This is a genomic window from Compostimonas suwonensis, assembly GCF_002797855.1.
In the GTDB taxonomy this organism is placed as follows: domain Bacteria; phylum Actinomycetota; class Actinomycetes; order Actinomycetales; family Microbacteriaceae; genus Compostimonas; species Compostimonas suwonensis.
In genome coordinates this window covers 106,100-128,987 of the sequence record NZ_PGFB01000006.1, presented here as the reverse complement: position 1 = coordinate 128,987, position 22,888 = coordinate 106,100, and the positions used below count along the sequence as shown (strand labels likewise).

The window sequence follows — 22,888 nt, the reverse complement described above, 5'->3', positions numbered from 1 at the left end:
TCTCCGGCCTCCTCACACGGCGCCGTTTCCCCGTCGAACTCGATCGTACAGATCCACGCGGCCCATCTGGCCGCCCTTCAACGCGATCTCGAGCCCATGGAGCTGGGCATCCCCGCCATCGAGCCGGCCGAGCAGCACAGAGTCGTCGACCACCGCCACCGGCGTGAACCGCTCGGCGCCGATCTCGCGCACCGCGTATCCGGAGGTGTCGCCACCCGCGACCAGCGCGCGCTCGACGCCCGCCTCAATCCGCGCCCGGGCGACGATCCGGCCCAGGGCGCGCCCGACCACCTCCGCATCGACCGGAACGGCCGACCGCGGAATGTCGGTGTGCGCGGTGTACACCACGACGGAGGAACCGCTGCGGAGCGCAGCGAGCGCCTCGTCGACGATCCGCCCCTCCTCGGGGCCTCCGATCAGAGATGGATCGAGATGGAGGGTGGCCCATCCAGACTCGGCAGCGGCATCCACCTGCTCGGCCGACCGCGGCGACGCGGAGCCGGAGACCACCACGATGCGGTCCTCGCCTGCGATGGACAGCGGGATCGGCGGCGCGGTGCTGCCGTCGGTGAGTGCGTCGGCGAGAGCGGCGGTGAGACCGCCCGACCCGATGCCGAACAGTGTGCCCCCGTCCTCGACGTGATCGAGGATGGCCCGTCCGACGACGCCGACGTCGCCCTGATCGAGCGAGTCGACCACGTACGCGACGCATGCCGTGTCGTGCAACCCTGCGACGATCTCATCGGCCAGGCCGCCGCGGATGTCGAGAAGGCCGAGCCCCTCGACATTCCTCTCGATCTGCGCGGCGAAGTGACGGCGGAGATCGGCCTCGTGCATCGGCGTGCTCGGATGGTTCGCCATCGCAGGCACCCGGTCGAGACGGGTCACCGTGCGGCCGTCGTCGACGAAGAGGTTTCCGAACACGGTGAAGCGGCCGATCGAGGGCTGCGCGCACATGATCGGCACAGGCCGCGGGCCGAACAGTCGGCGCCCGGCCTCGAGCGCGGGCCGGATCGAGCCGATGTCCGGCGACGAGTCTGCGGTCGAGCAGATCTTGTACTGCACAATTGCCGGGTCGAGCTCCGCGAACATCTCGAACGCGGCATCGACCTCCCTGCCGATCTCGGTGCGGTGCATTGCGCGCGTCGTCCCCGCGATGCCGACAGCATCCACTTGCGAGACGGCCTCTCGGAGCTGCTCGAGGGTCGGCGTCATCAGGAACAGCGTCGTACGTAGTCCACGCTGCTCGAGCTGCAACACGACATCGGTCGAACCGGTGAAGTCGTCTCCGAAGAAGGCGATCGGGCGGCGATCAGCCACGGCCGCCGAACTTCTCGAGGGCGCGGGCGAGGGCGACACTGTCGCGGGCGGCCGCCTCGACGGGCACGCCGTCCTCGATCGCCTGCCACGCATCGCGCATGCTCTCCACCCCCGCCTTCGCGCCGTCCGGGTGCCCGCTGATGCCGCCCCCGGCCATGATGAGAAGATCGGTCGTCTCGAGCGCGTCGTACGCGGCCTGAGCGGTCGCCGCCGACTGTCCGGACGATACCACCGTGGCGGGAAGGCGTGTGTCACCGAGCGGCGTCCGCAGAGCGCGGGCGCTATGCACGACCGATTCGTTGGACTCGAAGAACTTCGAGTCGATCCCGCCCACGTGGAGCTGGTCGGCACCCGCGAGTCGCGCGAACTTCTGGTAGACCGCGTAGTCGACGCCCAGCTCGGGAGTCCGGGAGATACTCTGGAACCCGGCGCGATGCGTGTGGATGGCTAGCGGGGTCCGACGACGGATGTACTCGAGTGCCGCGAATCCGACGGCCGGGAGCACGACCATGATCGAGGATCCGCCCGCCTTCTCGACCAGCTCGGCACGGCGGAGCATGTCGTCGAGATCGCCCGTGATGTTCAGGGCGTACATCGGGCGGTTCCCGGTGGCCTGGGCGACCCGGTCGAGCGTGGTGAGAACGGTCTCGGCGCGCTCGACGAACGGCAGGTCGAGCGCGTTGCCGTTTATCTCGTCGTCCTTGATGAAGTCGATGCCCGCTTCGGCGAGATCGGTCACGAGGCCCGCGAGCGCGTCGAACTTGATGCCGATCGAGGGCTTGATGATCGTTCCGATCAACGGTCCCTCGAGACGGTTGACGATCACGCGGGTGCCGACCATGCCGACCCGAGGGCCCCGATAAGCGGACAGGATCTGCGGCGGGATCTCGACGTCGAGGAGCTTGACCGCGGCGAGGTCGCGGAGCTCGAAGAGGTTGCCCGCGACCGTGGTGTACAGCTCCTCGATGGAGGTGCCCACGTTCTCGATCGGGAAGCCGATCTCGACGATCCCCACGTTGAGCGACTCGGCGCCGGCCGGATTCCACGAGCCGGGCAGGGCCGCGAGCGGCTCGTCGGTCGTCTCGACACCGATGACCGTCGCGCCGTGCCGGGCGATGAGCGCATCCGTCTCCAGCGCGACCGGAGTGAATGTGCCCGACGACTGCTCGCCAGCGAGGACGGCGGCGGCTTTCTCGAGCGGCTGATAGCTGGCCAGGCGGTAGTGGGCGGAGAAGTACTCGGTCATGCGGTGTGGACCTCCAGATCAGGGATGATGACGACCTTGCCTGCATCCTGGCTGAGGAGGTCGATGGCATCTGCGACGCGCTCGAGCGGCAGACGGTGGGTGACGAGTCGATCGAGATCGAGGCGCCCGGATGCGACCAGCGGGATCAGCAGCTCCCAGGTCTGCCAGATGAGCCGGCCGAACACGCCGCGAAGCGTGATGCCGCGCTTGTTGATGTGCTGCGCGACGTCGATCGGCGTCGGCTGACCGGGATGCCCGATCGTGACGACCGTGCCCACCAGACGCGAGGCCTCGAGCAGCACCGACAGCGTGCCGTTCACTCCGGAGACCTCGTATCCGATGTCGAATCCGCTGCGCTCACCGGTGAGCCGTGCGATCTCGATCACCTCGGGCCCGGGTGCCACGGCGATCGCTCCGCGCTGCTCGATGAGCGCGCGACGATACGGGTTCGGCTCGATGACCACGACCTTCGCCGCGCCCCCGATGAGGCTGAGTTCGGCGATCACGAGGCCGATCGGGCCGCCGCCGGAGATCAGGACGTTCGCTCCCGGAAACGGCGCGCCCGCACGCTGCACGGCGTGCATCCCGACACCCGCCGACTCGAGCATCGCGCCGGCCTCGAAGGAGACCGACTCCGGCAGTCGCACACAGGTGCTCGCCGGCACCATGGTGCGCTCGGCGAACGCGCCGTCGACGTTGACGCCGAACAGGCCCATGTTGCGGCACAGGTGCGGGTCTCCCGCACGGCACTCAGGACAGGAGAAGTCGGCGATGTGGGTCTCGATTGCGACGCGGTCGCCGACCGCGAGGGTGCGCACCGCCGATCCGACCTCGACGACCGTGCCGGCCGTCTCGTGTCCGAGCACCACCGGGAAGCGCACCGGGAAGGCCCGTGCGGAATCGCTGTACTCCCACAGTTCCCTGTCGGTGCCGCAGACCGATGTCGCTCCGACGGCGATCCGGACCCATTCCTCCGGAAGAGGGGCATCCGGATGATCGGCGACGAAGTCGGCACCCGGCGCAGGGCGTTGTTTGACGATGGCGCGCATCGATCCTCCTTGTGCGTTCAAACATAGTCTAGCGATGATGGGGACCGAAAATCCCCATTAATTATGGACTTGACGAAGCCCGTATGTTTGTGTGTATGTTTGCACGAACATAGCACCTGTAGATCGAAGGAGATCCGTTGAGCATGTCGAAGGAAGTCGAAGGAGCCGCATCCGATCAGAGTTCCACTGCCCGGGAGATGCGGCGAGTCGTCTGGGCGAGCGTTGTGGGCACCGCCCTCGAAGCGTATGACCTGTATCTATACGGAACTGCCGCCGCGCTGGTCTTCGGGCCCCTGTTCTTCCCGAACGGCAATCCCGCGGTCGGCACGTTGCTCGCGCTGTCGACGTTCGCACTGTCGTTCATCGCCCGACCGATCGGCGCCCTATTCTTCGGGCACTTCGGCGACCGTGTCGGACGGAAGCGCGTGCTATGGCTCACGCTCCTGCTGATGGGGGGCTCGACGTTCCTCATCGGGTGCTTGCCGACGTACGCGGCGATCGGCTTCACCGCCCCGCTCATCCTCGTGGTCCTCCGCTTCGTGCAAGGCTTCGGATTTGGCGGCGAGTACAGCGGAGCCGTGCTGATGCTCATGGAGCACGCGCCCGAGAACCGGCGCGGCTTCTACGCTGGTCTCAACAACGTCGGCCCGGTGTTCGGATTCATCGCGTCGAGCGGTCTGTTCATCGGTCTCACCGACTGGCTCGGAACTGACCAGTTCGTGGCGTGGGGCTGGCGCATCCCGTTCTTGTTCAGCATTGTGCTCATCATCGTCGGCCTCATCGCGCGGTCGCGGCTCACAGAGTCGCCCCTGTTCATGGAGGCCGTGAAGCGGCACGAGGTGCGCCGCGAGCGCATCCCCGTCGTGGAGCTGTTCCGCACCCAGTGGCGCCAGGTCGTCCTCACCGTCGGCGCCAACATCGCGCAGTTCGCCAGCAACTACCTGGTGCTCACGTTCGCACTGAGCTACGGTGTGTCGATCGGCGTCAACTACGACACCGTCCTCCTGACGGTCATCATCGCGGTGTGCGCGAACATCATCGTCATCCCGATCGCGTCGCAGCTGTCCGACCGGGTCGGTCGCAAGCCCGTGATCATTGTTGGCCTCATCGGCACCGCGGTGTGGGCCTTCCCGTTCTTCGCCCTGTTCAACACAGCCCAGCTCGGGTTCATGATCCTCGGCTTCGTGCCCATGATGGTCTTCTACTCGACGATGTTCGGCCCGATCGCCTCGTTCTCGAGCGAGCAGTTCTCGACCACGGTGCGCTACACCGGATCGGCTCTGTCGTACAACCTGGCCGGTATCCTGGGTGCCGCCTTCGCGCCGCTCATCGCATCCGCGCTGCTGACCTCGTTCAACAGCTCGGTGCCGATCTCGATCTACCTCATCGGCCTGTGCGTCATCTCGCTGATCTGCGTTCTCATCGCACGGGAGACGAACAACCGCCGCCTCGCAGCGAGCTGATCCATCCCTACCCCTACCCCCCTCCCCCCGTGACAGAACCGAGGAGCCACACCGTGTCCGACTCTCCCGAGTCCATCCGTCATCTCGATCTCGAGCTCTCTGACGTGACCCTGCACGTCGCGCGAGCCGGGGATCCGTCCGGTCGTCCGATCGTGCTGATCCACGGCTGGCCCGAGACGTCGTATGCCTGGCGGAAGATGGTGCCGCTCCTCGGCGACGAGTTCGACCTGGTGATGCCGGACACCCGCGGCATGGGCGGGTCGTCCATCCCCGACAGCGGGTACGACAAGGTGACCGTCGCCGGTGACATCGTCGAGATGATCGAGCGGATCGAGCTCGATCGTCCCCTCATCGTCGGCCACGACTGGGGCGGCACGATCGCGTTCTTCGTCGCGGCTGCGCTCCAAGAGCGGGCATCCGGTCTCGTCGTGCTCGACACGACCGTGCCGCAGCCACCCGGGGTCGGGATGTCGATGAACCAAGGCGGCAAGCGCTGGCATCACGCGTTCAACCGCTCGGCGCTTTCAGACCTCCTTGTCCCCGGTCGCGAGCGCGAGTTCTACGGCTGGTTCTACACCGAGTTCGCCCGGCACCCCGAGGCGATCGACGAGACCGCATTCGGTGTGTACATGGAGGCGTTCGCCGACCCTCGCCGCTCCCACGCGGGCTTCGAGATGTACCGGGCGATTCCGCAGGACGAGCTCGCCGCGGAGCGGGTGCGGGCAGCGGGTCCCCTGCGGATGCCGGTGCTCGGCTATGGCGGTGCCGAATCGTGGGGTCGGGCGGACGAGGTGGTGCAGTCGCTCCGTCAGTTCGCCGGCGACGTGGCGGGCGGCAGCGTGCCTGACTCGGGACATTGGATTCCCGAGGAGCAGCCGGCCTTCCTCGCCGACCGCATCCGCGCCTTCGCCCACCGGCTGGACGCCCCCGTCGCGAGCTGATCAGCGCCGACGGCTGTGGCAGCCCTCGACGCTGCTCACCCCGATCTCGATCCCGACCCAGATGGGCGACCTCGGTGCGACTGCACGAATGGCATGGGCATCGGACGGCGTGATGCTCGCAGCGTTGGCCAGCGCAGCGGCGGCGCTCTCAATGCGCCAGATGACTCACTCCGCGGGGTGCTCGACTGGTCCTCGCGCATCCATTCGCAGCCGGACGAGATCATCGCGGCGTTCGCCGAGCTCTCCCGGCGATACCGCATGACGATGGGCTCCTTCTCGGCCACGAGAACGTATCGCACCCCGAGGGAGACCGGGAGTCGTACCGGGCCGGGCACCCGCCGGGACCACCCGGACGCAGGCGGGTTCAGGGCAACAGGGCGATCAGCTCGCAGTGTTGCCGTTGATGTACTCCTCGGTGCTGCCGCTGCTGTTCGACGCGACGACGCGCACCGTGAAATACGAGCTGTAGCCGGATGAGCCGCAGTCGATGGGGACGCCGATCTGGCCGCTCGCCGACAGGCCGGCCGAGACCCGGCTGAAGTCGCCACCCTCGCCCGGATACGCCGTGTCGCTCTGAGCGACCCAGACCTCGACCTCGTTCTCGCCGGGGGTCGAGCTCCAGGTGACGTCTTTGGTGATGGTCAGGGCTGCGTCGAAGCTCTCGCAGATGACGTAGTCGGTTCCGTCGGCCCACGTGACGCCGACGAGCTGGGGCGCCGCGAGCGGCGGGGGCGGCGGTGCGGGCGCAGGCGCAGGCGGCGCCTGGGTCGCCGGCTCCGAGGGGGCGGTGGTCGGCGTCGAGGTGGCGCTCGGGGTCGGACTCGGTGTGGGAGTACTCGTGCTCGTCGCCGACGGGGAGCTGGACGACGCGGCGCCGGAGGTCTCCTGCGGCTTCAGAAGCAGAAGCACGAGCACAACGACGATCACGGCGAGCAGCGCGACGAGCAGGATTCCGATGATCACGAGCGGACGTCGGCTACCGCCCCCTGCTCCCCCGCCACGGCCGTCGCCCGGACCACCCGAGCCGTCACCCGGGCCACCCGGGCCGCCCGGGCCGCCCGGGCCGCCGTTGGTCGGCAGCACGACGGTGGGCGCATCACCCGTGGCGACGCCCGCAGGGGACGTCGGGAACGCTTCAGTCGGGGCCGTCGTCGGCGGAGTGCCCGATACCGCGGGAGTCGCGGGCTGTTCTGGCTGCGGGGATTGCTGCGGATCGCTCAAGGCTCACTCCTGCCGGTCGCTGACGCTGCGGGAATCATAGCGCGCCGGATGACGGTGCGGCACGTCTATCTCAGACGCTCATCCCGGAATCACCCATCAGCTCCCCGCGTGCTGCGCGATCGACTGCCGCTCCACGATGCGCGGGAGCACCGGCACGATGCGGTCTCGGGGCTCTCCGCCCTCGATCTGCTCGAGGAGCGCGTCGACGGCCTCACGGCCGAGCTCGATGAGCGGCATCGCGATCGTGCTGACCGGCGGGATGAGGAAGTCGGCGAGCGGCAGGTCGTCGTAGGCGAGCAGCGAGAGGTCTCCCGGGACGTCGAGCCCCGCGGCATCCGCTCGATGCAGGGCGCCGACGACCTGGTTGATCGAGGTGGAGAAGACCGCCGTGATGCGCGGCTCGCGCTCGAGCAGCACGGCGAGGCCGTCGGAGCCGGCCCGCTCGTCGAAGGCGGGCATGTTCACGACGACGGGCCGCGGCAGGCCCAGCTCGGCCGCCGTCTCGAGGAAGCCCTCGGAGCGGGCCCGGCTGGTCTCGACGTCGAGCGGGCCCGAGATGTGGCCGAGGAAGCGGTGACCCGCGGCCGCGAACCGGCGCGCGGCCAGGCGCCCGGACTCGCCGACCTGCATGTACACGTCGCGGTGCGAGCCGGGCACGACACGGTTGACGAACACGTGCGGCACGGCGTTGCGTTCGAGCGTCTCGATGAACGGATGGCCTTTGCGCGCCGAGGCGATGAGCAGGCCGTCGACGTGGCCGGCCGCGACGAGGCGGTTGAACCGCTCGTCGGCCACCTGGCCCTCGGAGTCCTCGGCGATGAGGACGGTGTAGCCGAGCTCGCGCGCACGCTCGAAGGCGCCACGGATCATGAGGGCGTAGATCGAGTTGGAGAGCTCGGGCACGAGGAAGGCGATCGCGAGCGACCGGGCACCGGCGAGCGCCCGGGCGGTGGCGTGCGGCTCGTAGCCGAGGGTCTTCGCGGCCTCCAGGACACGCTCCCTGGTCTCCTGTTTCACCGAGAGCGTGGGAACGTTGTTGAGGATCTTCGACGCGGTCGGGCTCGAGACCCCGGCGAGGCGCGCGACGTCGTCGAGCTGCGCACGGACGCGGATGGGCCGAGCCGCCCGACCCACCATGCGGTCGGTCATATCTGCCTGCTCCTTCCCCCGCCGCGGGAGAGCCGCGGCCTCGTCGCATGTTAGCCGGGCTCGTCCACTCGATGTCGGATTGTTAGTTGACACGGCCGGAATAGCTCCCTACTCTAACACTACGCAAGCGCTTGCCTAGCTTAGAAAAGCGCTTGCCTAGCACCACACGGTGATCCTGCCCATTCGGGCGGCGACGCACACGACAACGACCCCGCCCAGTCGGGCCTTGGCGCAAAGGAGCAACAAGTGAAAGTTCATGGTGGAGCGTTCACGCGACGGAGGACGCGGCTCGCAGCCGCATCGACGTCGCTCGTATTGGCTGTCGGCGGACTCGCCGCCTGCTCGAGCCCCGGCGACGGAGGTGGAGGCGGATCCACCGACGGCGGCCTCCAGACCGTCACCGTCCTGGAGTCCTCACCCGGGTTCTTCGACCTGCCCATCCACGTGGCGATGGACGACTTCGACGAGCAGTTCGGGCTCAACATCGACCTCACCCAGGTGCAGGGCGGCGGAGCGGCCGGCCAGCAGTTCCAGGGCGGCACGGGCGACATCGCCGTGACCGCGGCGGACATCCCCCTCCGGATCCAGATGCAGGACTCGATCCCCGGAGGCATCTCGATCATCGGGTCCAACCAGTTCACGATGCTCTACGTGATGGTCGCCCCCGCTGACTCGGACATCGACTCGATGGACGACCTCGTCGGCAAGAAGGTCGGCATCACGGGTCCGAAGTCGTCGAGCGAGCTCGTCACCCGCTGGGCGATGAGCACGAAGTTCGGCATGAACCCCGAGGACACCGAGTTCGTCGCCCTCGGCTCCGTTCCGACGATCCTCGAGGGCATCCGCAACGGGAGCGTCGACGCCGGCATCCTCTTCTCCCCCGCGCTCGAGCAGGGGCTCGGCGACGGCTCGGTCAAGGTGGTCTTCGACTTCCGCGACTTCCCCAACGGGCAGAACGTCTTCTACGCGCGCAACAACGACATCGAGAAGGACGGCTCCAAGTTCTCCTCGTACATGAAGGCCTACACGGCAGCCGTCGAGAAGATGGAGTCGGATCCCGACTACGCCTTCGCCGCCGCGAAGAAGTACTACGGCACCGGCCTCTCCGACGACGTGCTGCACCAGATCCTCGACTTCTATCTCGAGAAGGAGTGGTCGGAGACCGAGTTCACCCAGGCCAGCTACGACGCGAGCAAGGACATGCTCCTGAACTCCAGCAGCGGCTTCGAAGAGGCGACCTTCCCCAGCTACGAGGAGATCACGAAGGGCGCGCCGACGTCATGAGTGTGACGAACGCCACCCATCGCTCCGCGGGAACCCCCGCCGCGTCGCAGACCGCGACGCGGCGGGGCGACCCGGCCGACGCCTCCCGAGGCGGCGCGCTCGTCGTCTCCGGGGTCAGCGTCAAATACCAGTCCCAGGGCGACGAGCAGCCCGTGCTCGCCGTGGACGACGTGAGCCTCGAGGCCGCGCCGGGCGAGTTCGTCGCCATCGTGGGCCCCAGCGGCTGCGGCAAGTCCACGCTGCTCAAGGCCGTCGCCGGCCTGCTCCCCACCTCGAGCGGCTCGGTCTCCTTCGGCGGCGAGACACAGGCCCGCCTCGGCTTCGTCTTCCAGTCCGACGCGCTGCTGCCGTGGAAGACGGCCGCCGAGAACGTCGAGATCGCGATCAAGATGTCGTTCCGCCAGGTCAGCAAGGGAAGGCTGTCGAAGGCGAAGCTGCAGGAGAAGGCGATCGAGCTGCTCGAGCAGTTCGGCCTCGGCGAGTCGACCCACAAGTACCCGGCGCAGCTCTCGGGAGGCATGCGCAAGCGTGTCGCCCTCGCTCGCGCCGTCGCCTACGAGCCCTCGGCGTTCCTCATGGACGAGCCGTTCAGCGCCCTCGACGCGCAGACGAGGATCCGCGTCGGCAACTTCTTCCTCCGCATGCTGGAGGACCTCGGGCAGACGGTGCTCTTCGTCACGCACGACATCGAGGAGGCCGTCGCGATGGCCGACCGGGTGATCGTGCTCTCGAAGGGCCCCGGCCGTGTCATCGAGACCATCAATGTGACCATCCCGCGTCCCCGCGACTACCACGACACCCGGTTCCACCCGCTCTTCAAAGATCTGCAGCAGCGGGTATGGGACTCCCTCGGGTACAGCCAGGGCGCCACCTCAGGAGACGGCGAATGACTGCCACAGTGACACCACCACTCCCCGCAACGGATGTCGCGAGCACCAAGCGATCCCGACGCGGACGGAAGCTCTCCCGCACGACGATCATCGGCCGCTGGGTCGCCGCACTGCTCTTCGTGGCGCTGCTGCTCGCCTGGGAGCTCGGCGGACTCGCCGGCGGCCAGCGGATGTTCAGCCGCCCGACCCTCGTCGTCGAGCGATTCATCGACATGGTCGCGACCGGCGACCTCTGGCACAACCTCTTCGCGACCGTCTGGGCCATGCTCGGCGGACTCGTGATCGGCATGGTCGTGGGCGTCGTGCTCGGCGTGCTGATGGGCAAGTTCGCGATAGCCGGCACGATCTTCGACCCCTATGTCATCGGTATCAACGGCCTGCCGCGCGTCGCGCTCGGCCCGTTCCTGGTCGTGTGGTTCGGCATCGGCCTCTTCTCGAAGATGATCCTCGCGGCATCCCTCGTCTTCGTCGGCGTGCTCTTCAATGTGCGCGAAGGCGTCGAGAGCGTCGACAAGGACCTCGTCGACGCGATGCGCAGCATGCGCGCGAGCCGGTGGGAGCTGACGAAAGACGTGCTGATCCCCTCGCTCGCGCCGTGGCTCTTCGCAGCTCTCAAGGTCGCCATCGGCTTCGCCCTCACGGGTGCGGTCATCGGCGAGCTGGTCGGCGCGAGCGAAGGCCTCGGCTGGTACATCAGCAACGCGCTCAGCGTCATCGACATCACCGGCGCGGTCACGGCCCTCGTGCTCCTGGCCCTGCTCGCCCTCGTGATGTACCTGATCGTGATCGTCATCGAGCGCCGGTACCTGCACTGGCGGAGCGCGGCCCGGTGACCCCGGTCATCGCGGTCGTCCCCGGCTCGCACGAGGGGCGCGCCGCGCTCGACGAGATCGGCGGGCTGCTCGCATCGCTCGCCGACGTGGTCGAGCTCCGCACCGTCGAGCTCGGCGTCGAGACCTATCGGCGCACCGGGCAGGCGCTCCCCGCCGAGGCGCTCGAGGCGCTCCGCTCCTCCGACGCGATCGTGATCGCCGCTCCTCCGGGCCCCGGTCCGGCCGACGGCGACATCGCGCCCGGCGTGCTGGAGCACGGGATCGTCTTCGCCCTGCGCAGGGCGCTCGGCCTCTCGGTCAACCTCCGCACCTTCACCGGGGTCGGCGAGGAGGCCGGGATCGACATCGCCGTCGTGCGGGAGAACTCCGAGGGCGCCTACTTCAGCCCCGGCGACCTGGTGCACGACGGCACGGCGGACGAGATCGCCGTGCAGGCGGTCGTGACGAGCGCCTCCGCCGTGGAGCGCTGCCTCCGCTACGGCTTCGAGCAGGCGCGTCTCCGCGGTCAATCCCTCGTCGTCGCGCACAAGGTCAGGGTGCTCACCGTCTCGGGCGGCATCTGGATCCGCACGGCCGAGCGCGTCGCACGGGACTTCCCGGATGTCGCGTGGCGCGTGGAGAGCATCGACACCTGCTGCGGGCGGATCGTCTCCGACCCGAGGTCGTACGGCGTCATCGCCACCGACAACGTCTTCGGCGACATCCTCGCCGACGTCGTCTCGGCCCGGGCACGGGCGGGCGACTACGCGGTGTCGGTGGAACGCCCACTCGGCCGCAGCGGCCCGTCTCTGTTCGAGCCCATGCACGACACCCACTCGAGCGCCGCGGAGCATCTCGCCCGACGCCATCTCGGGCTCATCGGCGCCTTCGGCGCGGCCCTCGTCGATCTCGGGCTCGTCGAGCGCGGCACGGAGCTGCACACGGCGTCCATCCCGAGCACCGCCGGCAGCGGCGCCGGCGCATAGCCGTGCCGAGCGCCCACACATTCATATCTGACAGGAGAATCATGCTGAAGGCGGAGTACGTGCGCGGTGCCGCGCTCGAGATCATGGAGGGCGAGCCCCCCGTCCCGGCTGCCGGGCAGGTCGTCATCCGGGTCTCCCACGTGGGGATCTGCGGAACCGACCTGCACCTGCTGCACGGGGCGATGGACCACAGAACGGGGCCGCGCCGGGTGATCGGGCACGAGGCGTCCGGGATCGTCGTGGCGAAAGGCGCGGACGTGGACGTCGAGCTCGGCGCGCACGTTGCGTTCTTCCCGCTCGTCCCCTGCGGGCAGTGCCCGGCCTGCCTCGCCGGCAACGGGCACATCTGCCAGCGGCTCGTCTTCCTCGGCATCGACGGGCCCGGCGCCCTCCAGCAGGAGATGGTCGTCGACGCGAGCCTGATCGTGCCCATCGACCCCTCCGTGCCGGAGCGGCACGGCGCGCTCGTCGAGCCGACCGCCGTGGCCGTGCACGACGTGCGCCGCGCAGGCCTCACGGCCGGCGACGTCGCGCTCGTCGTCGGCGGCGGGCCCATCGGCGCGCTGATCGCCGTCGTCGCGAGACACGAGGGGGCGACGGTGCTCGTGGTCGAGCTCGATCCCTTCCGTCAATCGGTCCTGCGCGACCTCGGCTTCGAGGTGCTCGATCCGCGCGAGGTCGACGTGAAGGCCCTCGTCTGGGAGCGCACGGGAGGCGCGGGGGCCGATGTGGCCTTCGAGGTGTCCGGGGCCGAGGCGGGGATCGCGACCGCGATCGACGCGATCAAGGTACGCGGCACGCTGGGTCTCGTCGCGGTGCACACCCAGCCGCGGTCGGTCGATCTGCACCAGTTCTTCTGGCGGGAGCTCACACTCGTCGGCTCGCGGCTGTACGTCAGAGGCGACTTCGAGCGGGCCGCCGAGCTTCTGGCCCAGGGCGTCGTTCCCGCCGACGCCCTCATCTCGCGGATCGTGCCGCTCGCACAGGCGCAGTCGGCCGTCGACGCGCTCTTCGCCAAGGAGGACGTCATGAAGGTGCTGGTGGCCTGCAATGACTGATCTCTTCGATCTGACCGGCTCGACCGCCCTCGTCACAGGCGCGTCCCGCGGAATCGGGCGCAGCATCGCCCTGGGGCTCGCGTCCGCGGGCGCCGACGTCGTGGCGACCGCGACCGACGCCGCGACCCTCGACGGGCTCGGCACCGAGATCACGGGGCTCGGGCGCACGTTCCGCGGGCATTCGCTCGACCTCTCGCAGCGCGCGAACGTCGACGCCTTCATCGAGGCGGTGCTCGCCGACACGGGCGCCCCAGACATCCTCGTCAACAACGCGGGGATGATCGCGCGGGCTCCCGCCCTGCAGCACAGCGACGAGCAGTGGGACACGACGCTCGCGGTCGACCTGACCTCGCACTTCCGCATCACCCGCGCGCTCGGCGCGGGGATGGTGGAGCGCGGCCACGGCAGGGTGATCTTCACCGCCTCGCTGCTGAGCTTCCAGGGCGGCATCAACGTCGTGAGCTACACGGCGGCGAAGTCCGGGATCCTCGGCCTCACCCACGCGCTCGCGAACGAGTGGGCGCCCCACGGCGTGACGGTCAACGCGATCGTGCCCGGCTACATCGCTACCGACAATACCCTGCCGCTCACCACCGACGAGGCGCGTCGCCGGTCGATCGAGGAGCGGATCCCGATGGGCCGCTGGGGCACACCCGACGACCTCGTCGGCGCAGCGGTCTTCCTCGCCTCCCGCGCCTCGGGCTACGTGACGGGCACGCACATCGCCGTCGACGGCGGATGGCTCAGCCGATGAGCATCGGAGCGGGCGGCGCCCTCCCGCCGAACGCCGCGCACGTCGTGGCCGTCGGCGAGACCATGATCATGCTCGTGCCGGAGGAGGGCTCGACCCTCGCCGCGACACGGCGCTTCGACTCGTACATCGGCGGCGCGGAGTCGAACGTCGCGCTCTACCTGGCGAGGCTCGGGGTTCCCGTGCGCTGGGCGAGCGTCATGCGCAACGACCCGCTCGGGCGGCGCATCGCCACGGAGCTCGCGGGCTCGGGGGTCGACGTCTCTGCGATCTCGTGGCGCGACGTCGCGCAGACCGGTCTGTACCTCAAAGACCCGGGCGCCGAGTCGACGGCCGTCTACTACTACCGGCAGGGATCGGCAGCCCGCCTCATCGACCCCGCCCTGTGGCAGGACGAGCGGCTCCGCTCGGCCGCGGTGCTGCACCTCACCGGCATCACCCCGGCCCTCTCCGAGAGCGCGAACGCCGCTGTCGAGGCCGCCGTGCTCGGCCGCGAGACCGGGGCGGAGCTCGTGAGCTTCGACGTCAACTACCGACCCGGGCTGTGGCCGGTCGACGTCGCCGCCCCCGTGCTGCGACGACTCGCGGATGCCTCGGATCTCGTCTTCGTGGGCATGGACGAGGCTCATCACCTCTGGGGCTGCGCGACGCCGCGCGAGGTGCGCGAGATGCTGCCGCGAGCGCGCACGGTCGTCGTGAAGGACGGCGCGGTCGGCGCCTATGCGCTGAGCTCGGGCCGCGAGACCTTCGTGCCGAGCCTTGCCGTCGATGTCGTCGAGCCGGTCGGCGCGGGCGACGCGTTCGCGGCCGGCTATCTGAAGAGCCTGCTGGACGGCCGGGGCGAGGCGGAGCGCCTGCGGCTCGGGCATCTGCTCGCGGCGACGGCGCTCACCGTGCACGAGGACGCGGCAGAGCCGCCCTCGTCGGCGTGGCTCGACGCCCAGCTCGAGGTGCCGGAGGCGGAATGGGCGAGCGCAGCGCTCGCCTACGGAAAAGTGAGGGAGCAGACGGCATGACAGCGAAGACCGGCACGGGAATCGACACGGGTATCCACACGGACGTCGACGCGACCGTCGACTATGCGAACACACGGGACTCGCTCGAGGACCAGTTCTTCGAGAACCTCTTCGGCCCCACCAAGGTCATGCTGATCCTGCGCGGCCTCGCCCCCGACGACGCCGTGCGCCGGGCCGAGGACGCCTGGGACCACGGGGTCAGAGCCGTCGAGGTGACCGTCGCGGAGCGCTCGCACCTCGACGCGCTCGAGGCGGTCGTCGCCGCGGCGCGCGGCCGCTCGGCGACGGTCGGCGCGGGAAGCATCTACCGCGTGGCGCAGGTGCCGATCGTCGCGGAGCTCGGGGCCGCCTTCACGGTCGCGCCGGGGCTCAGCGCCGACGTCTCGCGCGCCTGCCGAGAGATCGCCCTGCCGCACATGCCGGGGGTCGGCACGGCGAGCGAGATCACCGCGGCGGAGGCCCTCGGCCACACCTGGCTCAAGGCGTTCCCCTCCCGCGAGCTCGGCACCGCCTGGTTCCAGGCGATGAGGGGGCCGTTCCCCTGGCCGAAGTGGATCACGACGGGCGGCATGGACCTCGACAACTCCCCCGCCTTCCTCGCCGCCGGTGCGCGCGTCATCGGCATGGGGACGCGGATCGACGACTGGTCGCGCGCCGGGCACCTGCTCGGCGACTGACCGGCACACCCGGACACCCGGACACACACAAAGACACACGACACTGCGGCAGCGGAGCCGCACGAACGCAATCGGAAGGCGAAGAGATGAACGTGATCGAAGCGGCACAGGCCGGCGACCTCGAATGGGCGAGGACCCACGACTGGAAACTGCTCATCGGAGGCGAGCTGCGTGACGCGGCGGGAGGCGCGACGTACGAGAACGAGTCGCCCCTGACCCGCTCGACGTTCTGCAGCGTGCCGGACGCGCAGACGAGCGATGTGGACGACGCGGTCGCCGCCGCGAAGGACGCCTACCGCGTCTGGCGCGAGGTTCCCGTGCGCGAGCGCGGCGCCATCGTGCGCGACATCGGGCGGGTGCTCCGCGAGCACAGGGAGGAGCTGGCCGTGCTCGACGCGATCGACGTCGGCAACACGGTCTCGTCGATGCTCGGCGACGCCGACATGGGCATCGGCTCCCTCGAGTACATGGCCGACCACGCGATGAGCCTCGGCGGCGAGGTCATCCCGGCCGGCTCCACGCATTTCAACTACACCCGCTACGAGCCGTACGGGGTGACCGCACGCATCGTCGCCTTCAACCACCCGACCCTGTACGCGACGATGAAGATCGCCGCCCCGCTCGTGGCCGGCAACGCTCTCATCTTCAAGCCCTCCGACGCCTCGCCGCTCACGGCTCTCTGGGTCGGCGAGCTCATCAAGGACCTCCTGCCGAAAGGCCTCTTCAGCGTTGTCGTGAGCAAGGGCATCGAGACGTCGCGTGCGATCGTGCGGCATCCCGACATCCGGCGCATCGGCTTCATCGGCAGCCCGGCGACGGGAATGTCGATCCAGCGCGATGCCGCGGAGGTCGCGGTCAAGAACATCTCGCTCGAGCTCGGCGGCAAGAACGCCGTCATCGTCTACCCCGACATGGATCTCGACGTCGCGGCCGACATCGTCGTGCGCGGCATGAACTTCTCCGGCTGGCAGAGCCAGTCCTGCGGCTCGACGACGCGGCTCTTCGCGCACGACGACATCGCGGACGAGCTCGTCGCGAAGGTCGCTGCGAAAGTCGCCGAGCTGCGGATCGGCTCCCCCTTCGACCCGGAGACGGCCATGGGCTCGATGGCGACGAGGGCGCAGTTCGACAAGGCCCTCGGGTACATCGAGATCGCGACGTCGGAGGGCGCGACCCTCGTCGCCGGCGGCACCGCGGTGGACGACGAGTCCGGCTACTTCGTGCGCCCCACGATCTTCGATCACGTCTCACCGACATCGCGACTGGCGACCGAGGAGGTCTTCGGGCCGGTCCTGGCCGCCATCCGCTGGCACGACGAGGAGGAGATGATCGACCAGGTGAACTCCCTGCGCTACGGGCTCACGGGCTCAGTGTGCAGCAGCGACTTCTGGAAGGCGCAGCGGATGGTGCACCGCATCGAGTCGGGGCACGTCTGGATCAACGACGCCTCGACGCACTTCATCGGCGTGCCGTTCGGCGGGTTCAAGGACTCGGGCGTCGGGCGCGAGGAATCGGTCGAGGAGCTGCTGAGCTACGCGCAGCTCAAGGCCGTCAACGTGAGACTCTGAGCGGACGGAGCGCGATCATGGGCACGACGATGGTGGAGAAGATCTGGAACGAGCACGTCGTCCGCCAGGGGGACGACGAGCCCGACCTGCTCTACGCCGACCTGCACCTGGTGCACGAGGCGAGCAGCGCCCAGGCGTTCGACGGGCTGCGGATGTCGGAACACGGCGTGCGGCGCCCGGATCTCACCCTCGCGACAGAGGACCACGTGATCCCCACGGTGAACCTCGACCGCATCGGAGACGACCCGCTCGCCCGTGACCAGGTCGCGGCGCTGCGCGACAACTGCGCGGAGTTCGGCATCGAGCTCTTCTCGCTCGGCAGCGAGCACCAGGGCATCGTCCACGTGATCGGCCCGGAGCTCGGCATCACCCAGCCGGGAACGCTCATCGTCTGCGGCGACTCCCACACCGCGACGCACGGCGCCTTCGGCGCGCTCGCCTTCGGCATCGGCACCTCGGAGGTCGAGCACGTGCTCGCCACGCAGACGATCCCTCAGCTGCGGCCGAAGCTCATGGCCGTCGAGATCTCGGGGGCCCTCTCGCCCGGCGTCACCGCGAAAGACGTCATCCTCGCCCTCATCAGCCAGGAGACGGTCGGCGGCGGGCAGGGCTACATCGTGGAGTACCGCGGCGAGGCCGTCCGGGCCATGACGATGGAGCAGAGGATGACGATCTGCAACATGTCGATCGAGTGGGGCGCGAAGGCCGGCCTCATGGCGCCGGATCAGACGACGCTCGACTATCTCCGCGGACGCGCGGCGGTACCCGACGGCGAGGAGTGGGAGCGCGCCGTCGACTACTGGATGGGCTTCGCGAGCGACGACGACGCGGTCTTCGACAAGACCGTCGTGCTCGACGCCTCGCGCGTGCGGCCGTTCGTGACCTGGGGCACGAATCCCGGCCAGGGCGTGCCGCTCGACGGCAGCGTGCCGTTCCCCGACGACCTCATCGAGGAGCAGCGGGGCGCGGCCGAGCGAGCGCTCGGTTACATGGACCTCGCTCCGGGCACGCCCATGAAGTCGATCGGGATCGACGTCGTGTTCATCGGCTCGTGCACCAACGCGCGGATCGACGACCTCCGCGCCGCGGCCGAGGTGCTGCGCGGGCGGCGGATCGCCCCGACGACGAGGATGCTCGTGGTCCCGGGCTCCGTCCAGGTGCGGATCCAGGCCGAGGCCGAGGGTCTCGACCGGGTCTTCCTGGATGCGGGCGCGGAGTGGCGCGGGGCCGGGTGCTCGATGTGCCTCGGAATGAACGCCGACTCGCTCTCCCCCGGCCAGCGTTGCGCCTCCACGTCGAATCGCAATTTCGAGGGCCGTCAGGGCAAGGGCGCGCGCACCCACCTCGTCTCTCCGCAGGTCGCGGCGGCGACCGGCGTGCTCGGCCGTCTCGCCGAGCCCGCCGACCTCGAGGACGCGCTCGTCGGCGCAGGACGGGGGCGATGACCGTGGAACCCTTCGTCTCGCACACGGGGATCGCCGTGCCGCTGCGCCGCTCGAACGTCGACACCGACCAGGTGATCTCCGCGAAGTTCCTCAAGCGGATCACCCGCGACGGCTACGAGGACGCGCTCTTCGCGTCCTGGCGCGAGGATCCGTCGTTCGTGCTCAACCAGGAGCCGTACCGGGCGGGCTCCGTGCTCGTCGCCGGATCGGACTTCGGCATCGGCTCCTCACGGGAGCAGGCGGTGTGGGCCCTGCAGAACTACGGTTTCCGGGTCGTCATCTCGTCGAAGTTCGGGGACATCTTCCGCTCGAACTCGGGCAAGGCGGGGCTCGTCGCGGCGCTCGTCGCCGACGACGACGTCGAGCTCCTGATGAGCGCGGCGGAGGCGGAGCCCGGCATCCGGTTCCGCGTGGATCTGGAGAGCAGGTCGATCCGTGTCGGCGAGTGCGACGAGGCGCCCGTCGTGAGCTTCGACATCCCGGACCACACACGCTACCGCCTTCTCAACGGACTCGACGAGGTCGCCGTGACGCTGCAGAACGAGGCCGAGATCGCCGCATTCGAGTCCCGTCGCCCCACCCTCAAGCCGGTGGTGCCCTGACCTTTGATCTCAACTGGGAATCCGTCTACACGCGTGTAAGTCCGGATACCAATGGATACCAATACGGGACTGCCGCGGTTCGCGAAGCCCATACCCGGACACTCGTCGATCACGCCGCCAGGCTCCGTGAAACCGCGCAGGCGACCGTCAAGCGCTGAATCTGCTCAGACCGACCAGCCGTAGCGCGCCCGCAGCCGCACCTCCACGCCCTCGTAGGGCTTGCGCGCGAGCAGCGCCGCCTCGCGGCGCATGCCGGCCGGGTGCACCCGGAAGACCCGGTCGAGGTTGACCCAGCTGGGCCGTCCCTGGGAGTCCCAGCCTCCCGCTCCGATGGGCACGAAGTCGCCGTCGCCCGAGTGCGGCTTGCTCGTGAGGGCGACCGCGAGCAGGGTGCCCGCGCGCTCCGTGGCGACGACGAGCACGGGCCGGTCCTTGCCCCGGCCGTCGCGCTCCTCGTAGGGCACCCAGGTCCAGACGATCTCGCCGGGGTCCGGATCGCCGTCGGTCACGGGTGCGTAGCTCATCCGCACCCTCCCGATCCTCGCCGGATCGACCTCGATCGTCGCCGAGGGGCCCGACTGCCCGGGCGAGCTCCCGGCGACGAGCGGGCCCGGCGAACGTGTGCCGGCCGAAGGGCGGGGCGGCGCCGTCGTCGCGCCTCCGCGACGCGGGGAGCGGAACAGCGAGGCGACAGAGCGGGCGATCCGAGACGTCAGAGACACAGAAGGCACGATAGCGGATGCCGTCACGACTCCGAGGCCGCCCGCACGAGCGTCGCGGCCAGCTCGTCCCTCACGGCCGCCGAGGTGCTCGTCCGCGACCAGATGCCCACCCAGTCGTCGCCGACGCGGAACTCCAGCAGCTGCCTGCCGAGCTCGTCGGGTGTGCTCGCGAACGACTCCGGGCGCCCTCCCGCGGCCGGGATGCCGGCACCGGCCGGGCGGACGGACGCCTCCGGCCCGAACACCCAGGCCGCGCCGGGAACGATCGCGAACACGAGCTCCCCCCGCGTGCACACCGTCGCGCGGGTCAGCTCCCAGGCGGTGAGCGCCGCCGTGTTGCCGCTCAGCCCGTACGGGCGCGTCAGCGGATCGCTCGTCCCCTCGGAGGACAGCGCGTTCCAGCAGCGCTGCGCCATGGGCGGCGCTATCGGGCGCGACGGCTCCTCGCCCGGCACGAGATGGGCATGTGCGACGTCGAGCACGGAGGCGGCGAAGCCGCGCAGGCGCTCCAGCTCGCCGTCGCCTGCCTCGAGCCCGACCGTCGCGACCTCGACGAACATCTCTCCGTCGAGCACGCTCAGCGAGCATCGCCCCGCCTCGGAGGCGCACTCGGCTCCGTACGTGTCCCCGATGTCGTCGGGCCAGTCGAGGTGGCCCGTCCCGCTGTTGAACGCGTCCCAGAACTCGGAGCCGTGCGGGAGCACCCGGAGCTGCAGAGCCGGGCTCTCCGCCGCCTCGAGGAGCAGATCGGTGGCGTGAAGCGGCCCGGAGACGCTCCAGGTGCAGGCGAGGCCGCCCTCCTGCGCGATCGCGACGTCCGCGCCCTCCGCCGGGCGCAGGGACGCCTCGTCGCCGAGCAGACCCGCGACCACCGCCGGACTCGCGAGCAGTTCGCAGCCCAGGCCGGGGAAAGCGCTCGAGGGAGGCGGAGGCACGGGGGCCTCGGTCGGCGTCGCGGAGGGCACGACGGCCGGAGTCTCGCTCGGGACCGTCGGCGGAGCGGACGCGCACCCCGCCGTGCCGATGAGGAGTGCCAGCGCCGCCGCGAGGAGGGCGGGGCTCAGGCGGCGGAGCGGAGAGGGGGCCATGCACTCCTCGATCGGTGCGTGCGGATGCGGCGGATGCGGCGGATGCGCCGCGACTCCCCAGCCTATGCAACCCCCGATCCGTGCAGCTGCACGCCCGCACCACCTCCGACGACGGGAAAGGCCCCGCCGAATCGGCGGGGCCTCACCTGTGCTGCGCTGTGTTGGTCGTGCTGTGTGGTCGTGCCGGGTGTCGCTAGACGGTCTCGAGCGCGTAGCCCTCTTCGCCGTGCACGACGGTGTCGACTCCGGCGACCTCGTCCTCGTTCTTGATCCGGAAGCCCATGGTCTTCTGGATGATGAAGCCGATGACCCAGGCGAGCACGAAGGAGTAGATCATCACGCCGAAGGCGGCGGCCGCCTGCTTGCCGAGCTGCTCGAACGAGCCGGTGTCGAGCAGGCCGATGCCGGCGCCGAAGATGCCGATGTAGAGGGTACCGATGAGGCCGCCGACGAGGTGGATGCCCACGACGTCGAGCGAGTCGTCGAAGCCGAGCTTGAACTTCAGGTCGACCGCGAGGGCGCAGATGACACCGGCGAGCACGCCGAGCACGATCGCCCAGCCCGGGGTCAGGATGTTACAGGCCGGGGTGATCGCGACGAGGCCCGTGACCGCACCCGAGGCCGCACCGATCGAGGTGGGCTTGCCGTCGCGAAGCTTCTCGACGATGAGCCAGCCGAGGATGGCCGCGGCCGGAGCGGCGAGCGTGTTGATCCAGGCGACTGCCGCGACACCGTCGACCGCGGCCTCGGAGCCGGCGTTGAAGCCGAACCAGCCGAACCACAGGAGCGAGGCGCCGAGGAGCGTGAGCGGCACGTTGTGCGGCTTCTGGATGCCCTTCTGGAATCCGACGCGCTTGCCGAGCACGAGTGCGAGGGCGAGACCCGCGGCACCCGCGTTGATGTGCACCGCGGTGCCACCGGCGAAGTCGTTGACGCCCCAGACGGGAGCCCAGCCCTCGGCCAGGTTGAAGACCCAGAACGCGACGGGGAAGTAGACGACCGTGACCCAGACGCCGGCGAAGACGAGCCAGGCGCCGAACTTGGCGCGGTCGGCGATCGCACCGGAGATGAGCGCCACCGTGATGATCGCGAAGGTCGCCTGGAAGCCCGCGAACGCGAGTCCGCCCAGATCCGGGTCCATCGCGCCGCCGTCGGTGATGCCCAGGAAGGGCGTGAGGCCGAAGTACTGGAACGGGTCGCCGAGCAGGCCCGGGATGACCGGGTCTCCGAAGGCCATGCTGTAGCCGTAGAGCACCCAGAGCACACCCACGAGGGCCATGGCGCCGAAGCTCATCATCATCATGCTGACGACGCTCTTGGCCTTGACCATGCCGCCGTAGAAGAAGGCCACACCGGGGGTCATCAGGAGGACGAGGGCCGCCGCCACAAGGAGCCAGAGGCTGTCCACGTTGCCGGCGACGTCTTCGATTGTCGGGTCCATATTGATAATTACCTCTCTCGAACCGAGCACAGAATTGCACCGCTGTGCGAAGACCACCACTGGTCGGGGCCTAACTCCGGGTACGCCAACAGTTTCGTGGCGCGAGGTTTCGGGAGTTCAAGTTCTGTGTTTCGGTTCTGTTACGCAGAGAGCGCCAGT

General features: G+C 69.4%; 21 protein-coding genes. 13 read left to right on the top strand and 8 right to left on the bottom strand.

Annotation, left to right across the window (positions count from 1 at the left end; translation table 11 throughout):
• Window positions 1–12: 12 nt before the first annotated feature.
• Genes CLV54_RS16120 through CLV54_RS16110 form a run of 3 tightly spaced genes read right to left on the bottom strand, consistent with a single transcriptional unit; the run spans window position 13 to window position 3,615 of the window.
• Entirely contained in the window at window positions 13–1,413 is a 1,401-nt protein-coding gene (locus CLV54_RS16120) for a four-carbon acid sugar kinase family protein (RefSeq protein ID WP_100346026.1), read from the bottom strand.
• Window positions 1,313–2,566, bottom strand: coding sequence for a RuBisCO large subunit C-terminal-like domain-containing protein (locus tag CLV54_RS16115; RefSeq protein ID WP_100346025.1), 1,254 nt, complete (start codon window positions 2,564–2,566; stop codon window positions 1,313–1,315). Before CLV54_RS16115 ends, CLV54_RS16120 begins: the two co-directional genes overlap by 101 nt.
• Window positions 2,563–3,615 (bottom strand): zinc-dependent alcohol dehydrogenase, encoded by a 1,053-nt coding sequence (locus tag CLV54_RS16110; RefSeq protein WP_100346024.1) that lies wholly within the window; start codon window positions 3,613–3,615, stop codon window positions 2,563–2,565. Before CLV54_RS16110 ends, CLV54_RS16115 begins: the two co-directional genes overlap by 4 nt.
• Before the next feature lie 197 nt (window positions 3,616–3,812).
• Here CLV54_RS16110 and CLV54_RS16105 point away from each other — a divergent pair, with 197 nt between their 5' ends.
• Both CLV54_RS16105 and CLV54_RS16100 read left to right on the top strand, forming a co-directional pair.
• Window positions 3,813–5,078, top strand: coding sequence for an MFS transporter (locus CLV54_RS16105; RefSeq protein ID WP_157803038.1), 1,266 nt, complete (start codon window positions 3,813–3,815; stop codon window positions 5,076–5,078).
• Between the two features lie 53 nt (window positions 5,079–5,131).
• Entirely contained in the window at window positions 5,132–6,019 is an 888-nt protein-coding gene (locus tag CLV54_RS16100) for an alpha/beta fold hydrolase (RefSeq protein WP_157803037.1), read from the top strand.
• 381 nt (window positions 6,020–6,400) lie between these two features.
• Here the strand turns inward: CLV54_RS16100 and CLV54_RS16095 are convergent, their stop codons facing one another.
• Complete coding sequence (locus CLV54_RS16095) at window positions 6,401–7,240, bottom strand: hypothetical protein (protein WP_157803036.1); 840 nt, start codon at window positions 7,238–7,240, stop codon at window positions 6,401–6,403.
• Between the two features lie 96 nt (window positions 7,241–7,336).
• Window positions 7,337–8,389, bottom strand: coding sequence for a LacI family DNA-binding transcriptional regulator (locus CLV54_RS16090; RefSeq protein ID WP_211294585.1), 1,053 nt, complete (start codon window positions 8,387–8,389; stop codon window positions 7,337–7,339).
• Between the two features lie 315 nt (window positions 8,390–8,704).
• Between CLV54_RS16090 and CLV54_RS16085 the strand changes: the two genes are divergently transcribed.
• From CLV54_RS16085 to leuD, 11 genes are all read left to right on the top strand, one after another.
• Window positions 8,705–9,673, top strand: coding sequence for an ABC transporter substrate-binding protein (locus CLV54_RS16085; protein WP_100346020.1), 969 nt, complete (start codon window positions 8,705–8,707; stop codon window positions 9,671–9,673).
• Window positions 9,670–10,563 (top strand): ABC transporter ATP-binding protein, encoded by an 894-nt coding sequence (locus CLV54_RS16080; RefSeq protein ID WP_100346019.1) that lies wholly within the window; start codon window positions 9,670–9,672, stop codon window positions 10,561–10,563. Before CLV54_RS16085 ends, CLV54_RS16080 begins: the two co-directional genes overlap by 4 nt.
• Window positions 10,560–11,396 (top strand): ABC transporter permease, encoded by an 837-nt coding sequence (locus tag CLV54_RS16075; protein ID WP_157803035.1) that lies wholly within the window; start codon window positions 10,560–10,562, stop codon window positions 11,394–11,396. The genes CLV54_RS16080 and CLV54_RS16075 overlap by 4 nt, the downstream gene beginning before the upstream one ends.
• Complete coding sequence (locus CLV54_RS16070; protein WP_157803034.1) at window positions 11,393–12,361, top strand: isocitrate/isopropylmalate family dehydrogenase; 969 nt, start codon at window positions 11,393–11,395, stop codon at window positions 12,359–12,361. The genes CLV54_RS16075 and CLV54_RS16070 overlap by 4 nt, the downstream gene beginning before the upstream one ends.
• 41 nt (window positions 12,362–12,402) lie before the next feature.
• Window positions 12,403–13,419, top strand: a complete 1,017-nt coding sequence (locus tag CLV54_RS16065) for a zinc-dependent alcohol dehydrogenase (RefSeq protein ID WP_100346016.1) — start codon at window positions 12,403–12,405, stop codon at window positions 13,417–13,419.
• Complete coding sequence (locus CLV54_RS16060) at window positions 13,412–14,173, top strand: SDR family oxidoreductase (protein ID WP_100346015.1); 762 nt, start codon at window positions 13,412–13,414, stop codon at window positions 14,171–14,173. Before CLV54_RS16065 ends, CLV54_RS16060 begins: the two co-directional genes overlap by 8 nt.
• Entirely contained in the window at window positions 14,170–15,186 is a 1,017-nt protein-coding gene (locus CLV54_RS16055; protein ID WP_157803033.1) for a sugar kinase, read from the top strand. Before CLV54_RS16060 ends, CLV54_RS16055 begins: the two co-directional genes overlap by 4 nt.
• The gene (locus tag CLV54_RS16050) at window positions 15,183–15,863 is read left to right on the top strand and encodes a bifunctional 4-hydroxy-2-oxoglutarate aldolase/2-dehydro-3-deoxy-phosphogluconate aldolase (RefSeq protein WP_100346013.1); all 681 of its coding nucleotides are present in this window, start codon (window positions 15,183–15,185) and stop codon (window positions 15,861–15,863) included. Before CLV54_RS16055 ends, CLV54_RS16050 begins: the two co-directional genes overlap by 4 nt.
• 86 nt (window positions 15,864–15,949) lie before the next feature.
• A complete protein-coding gene (locus CLV54_RS16045; protein ID WP_100346012.1) occupies window positions 15,950–17,431 on the top strand; it encodes an aldehyde dehydrogenase family protein in 1,482 nt (493 codons plus the stop codon).
• Between the two features lie 17 nt (window positions 17,432–17,448).
• Window positions 17,449–18,876: a 3-isopropylmalate dehydratase large subunit gene (gene leuC / locus CLV54_RS16040; RefSeq protein WP_100346011.1), complete on the top strand. Its 1,428-nt coding sequence runs from the start codon at window positions 17,449–17,451 to the stop codon at window positions 18,874–18,876.
• A gap of 2 nt (window positions 18,877–18,878) precedes the next feature.
• Window positions 18,879–19,478, top strand: coding sequence for a 3-isopropylmalate dehydratase small subunit (gene leuD / locus CLV54_RS16035; RefSeq protein WP_100346063.1), 600 nt, complete (start codon window positions 18,879–18,881; stop codon window positions 19,476–19,478).
• Window positions 19,479–19,642: 164 nt separating this feature from the next.
• Here the strand turns inward: leuD and CLV54_RS18045 are convergent, their stop codons facing one another.
• The 3 genes from CLV54_RS18045 to CLV54_RS16025 all read right to left on the bottom strand — a co-directional run bounded on the left by CLV54_RS18045 (window position 19,643) and on the right by CLV54_RS16025 (window position 22,729).
• A complete protein-coding gene (locus CLV54_RS18045; protein WP_245861784.1) occupies window positions 19,643–20,200 on the bottom strand; it encodes a type II toxin-antitoxin system PemK/MazF family toxin in 558 nt (185 codons plus the stop codon).
• Window positions 20,201–20,223: 23 nt separating this feature from the next.
• On the bottom strand, window positions 20,224–21,288 hold the full coding sequence (locus tag CLV54_RS18040; RefSeq protein ID WP_245861783.1) for a hypothetical protein: 1,065 nt from the start codon (window positions 21,286–21,288) through the stop codon (window positions 20,224–20,226).
• Window positions 21,289–21,481: 193 nt separating this feature from the next.
• Window positions 21,482–22,729 carry an ammonium transporter gene (locus CLV54_RS16025; protein WP_100346010.1) on the bottom strand — a complete coding sequence of 416 codons (1,248 nt, stop codon included), beginning with the start codon at window positions 22,727–22,729 and terminating at the stop codon, window positions 21,482–21,484.
• Between the last annotated feature and the right edge of the window lie 159 nt (window positions 22,730–22,888).

Excerpts from the sequence above, each read along its gene's own strand:
- CLV54_RS16120 (WP_100346026.1), bottom strand. The coding sequence starts at position 1,413 with ATGCGTGGCAGGCGATCGAGGACGGCGTGCCCGTCGAGGCGGCCGCCC.
- CLV54_RS16115 (WP_100346025.1), bottom strand. The coding sequence starts at position 2,566 with ATGACCGAGTACTTCTCCGCCCACTACCGCCTGGCCAGCTATCAGCCG.
- CLV54_RS16110 (WP_100346024.1), bottom strand. The coding sequence starts at position 3,615 with ATGCGCGCCATCGTCAAACAACGCCCTGCGCCGGGTGCCGACTTCGTC.
- CLV54_RS16105 (WP_157803038.1), top strand. The coding sequence starts at position 3,813 with ATGCGGCGAGTCGTCTGGGCGAGCGTTGTGGGCACCGCCCTCGAAGCG.
- CLV54_RS16090 (WP_211294585.1), bottom strand. The coding sequence starts at position 8,389 with ATGACCGACCGCATGGTGGGTCGGGCGGCTCGGCCCATCCGCGTCCGT.
- CLV54_RS16080 (WP_100346019.1), top strand. The coding sequence starts at position 9,670 with ATGAGTGTGACGAACGCCACCCATCGCTCCGCGGGAACCCCCGCCGCG.
- CLV54_RS16075 (WP_157803035.1), top strand. The coding sequence starts at position 10,560 with ATGACTGCCACAGTGACACCACCACTCCCCGCAACGGATGTCGCGAGC.
- CLV54_RS16065 (WP_100346016.1), top strand. The coding sequence starts at position 12,403 with ATGCTGAAGGCGGAGTACGTGCGCGGTGCCGCGCTCGAGATCATGGAG.
- CLV54_RS16060 (WP_100346015.1), top strand. The coding sequence starts at position 13,412 with ATGACTGATCTCTTCGATCTGACCGGCTCGACCGCCCTCGTCACAGGC.
- CLV54_RS16055 (WP_157803033.1), top strand. The coding sequence starts at position 14,170 with ATGAGCATCGGAGCGGGCGGCGCCCTCCCGCCGAACGCCGCGCACGTC.
- CLV54_RS16050 (WP_100346013.1), top strand. The coding sequence starts at position 15,183 with ATGACAGCGAAGACCGGCACGGGAATCGACACGGGTATCCACACGGAC.
- CLV54_RS16045 (WP_100346012.1), top strand. The coding sequence starts at position 15,950 with ATGAACGTGATCGAAGCGGCACAGGCCGGCGACCTCGAATGGGCGAGG.
- leuC (WP_100346011.1), top strand. The coding sequence starts at position 17,449 with ATGGGCACGACGATGGTGGAGAAGATCTGGAACGAGCACGTCGTCCGC.
- CLV54_RS18040 (WP_245861783.1), bottom strand. The coding sequence starts at position 21,288 with ATGGCCCCCTCTCCGCTCCGCCGCCTGAGCCCCGCCCTCCTCGCGGCG.
- CLV54_RS16025 (WP_100346010.1), bottom strand. The coding sequence starts at position 22,729 with ATGGACCCGACAATCGAAGACGTCGCCGGCAACGTGGACAGCCTCTGG.